This window comes from Glaciihabitans tibetensis (assembly GCF_003003265.1).
In the GTDB taxonomy this organism is placed as follows: domain Bacteria; phylum Actinomycetota; class Actinomycetes; order Actinomycetales; family Microbacteriaceae; genus Glaciihabitans; species Glaciihabitans tibetensis.
Map to the genome: position 1 here is coordinate 1 of NZ_PVTL01000017.1, position 1,845 is coordinate 1,845.

Annotated in this window: 1 protein-coding gene and 1 rRNA gene; both read right to left on the reverse strand. The window is 61.9% G+C overall.

The genetic code is table 11. The features are described from left to right. Window positions 1-353: 353 nt before the first annotated feature. A complete protein-coding gene (locus B0I08_RS17465) occupies window positions 354-1,547 on the reverse strand; it encodes a Fic family protein (RefSeq protein ID WP_106215231.1) in 1,194 nt (397 codons plus the stop codon). Between the two features lie 210 nt (window positions 1,548-1,757). Continuing rightward, window positions 1,758-1,845: ribosomal RNA gene (gene rrf / locus B0I08_RS17470) — 5S ribosomal RNA — on the reverse strand; the annotation flags it as partial.

Below are 1,845 nucleotides of genomic sequence, written 5' to 3' on the forward strand. Positions count from 1 at the left end.
TTTGACATTGTGCACGCTGTTGAGTTCTCAAGGATCGGACGCACCTGATCCCACCTCACGGTGTTCCTCAGGGCAACTTCACAAACCTATCACACTTGGCTTCTTTCTCGACCGCTGGCATCTCTCTACGAGAGCAACCGGTGATCAGTCCAGATCCAAAGGAAAGGGCAATACATCCAACAACTAACAACCCAACGCGAAAGCGTTGTGGAATCAGAAGGGATTTTGTCCCGCTTGAGGCCGGTAAGCACTGCGGCTAGTTCCGAACCTGTGGGGTGACGAGAGATGACATTACGGGGAATAACAAGGGGGCGCAAATGCACCGGGACGCCCGGGCGTGTCGCCTTCCGAATTCATTGGCGCCGGGCGCGCGCGCCGAACGCATCGAGCGCGTCCACCACCTCGTTGGCCTGCCAGATACGGTTGCGTCGGCCACTCGTCACCTGGGTAAGGACGTCCATCGCAACCAGTCGGTCGACCGCCAGTTGCGCGTTGACTACCGAGATGCCTAGGTGGTCCGCCGCGGTCGCCGCATCGATAACCGGCTGCCGCAGCAGTACATCCACCAGGCGATGAATCGCGGAGTCCCGCCGCGCGGTGATTCGCTCGGCCCACCCCTGGCGCACCGCTTCGAGATCCGCGACCAGCTGCCGGCCGTTGTGCACCGCGGCGAACGATGCCTCGGCGATCGCGCGCACTATAGGCGTGACATCCCCCTGACGATACGCACCGAGGGCGTCGAAATAGCGCCCTGTGTTGTGCAGAAGACCTGCCGACACCGGGACCGTGACATTACGGGTGAGTTGCCCTGATCGCAGCATCGCCTGGACGAGCGCTCGCCCTACTCGGCCGTTGCCGTCTGGGAACGGGTGGATCGTCTCGAACTGTGCGTGGACAATCGCCGTCTGTGCGAGCCGCGGCAGATCAGTGCGGTTGGCAAAAACGATGAGATCATCCATCAAATCCGGTACCCGGTCATGATGAGGCGGAACAAACTGCGCGGTGTGCGGCCCGAGACTCCCCCCACCGATCCACACCTGCTGGTCCCGCCAATGTCCGACTATCAAAGGATCGCTGTGTTCGAGCAGGGCCCGGTGCATCTCGAGTATCGCGTGGACGGTGAGTGTCTCGGAAAGCTTGAGGGCTGCCTGCATCGCCCGCACGTTGCCCACTACCAGCTGCGCGTTTTTTGGCGCACGCTCGCCGAGTTCAGCAAGGGCAATTTGGCCGGCTCCGCTGGTGAGGTTCTCGATCTCCGAGCTCGACGCACTCTCCGTGCGGAGCAGAATCGAAGCGAAGGGCGCGGCAATTTGACCGACCTCGCTGTCAAAGCGCGCGAGCTCGGCTGCCGCTTCTTCAGTTAGCGCAGCGAGTTCGCCCTCGAGCGGGATCGAACGGTGCGAGATGAGCGCGGGCAGCGCGGCCTGGTAGGGACCGGAAGCCAAGCGCCTCTGGTTGCGCGATCCGTATGCGTCCTCCGCGAGGCCCCACGGACGCGCCTCATAGTCGAGCGTCGGCCAGGGCCCAGGCTCGCCTACCGTTGTCATGCCGCCAGTTTAGCCATGGTTCGGGCGCTAAGCATTGGTATGGGCCCCAATTCGCTATGACAGGGTCGATCGCACCACGAAGCGGACAACCGAACACTCACCAGGCGCAAAGCATGTCGAGGGTCGTTAACGCGTGATGGCCACCCGAAGGTGGCCATCACTGTGTGTTAAAGCGTAATGGCCACCCGAAGGTGGCCATTACTAAAGTAAGTCCGGCGGTGTCCTACTCTCCCACAGGGTCCCCCCTGCAGTACCATCGGCGCAGAGAGTCTTAGCTTCCGGGTTCGGAATGTAACCG

What these genes read in the sequence shown, in the direction of transcription:
- B0I08_RS17465 (WP_106215231.1), bottom strand. Translation starts at nt 1,547, where the DNA reads ATGACAACGGTAGGCGAGCCTGGGCCCTGGCCGACGCTCGACTATGAG.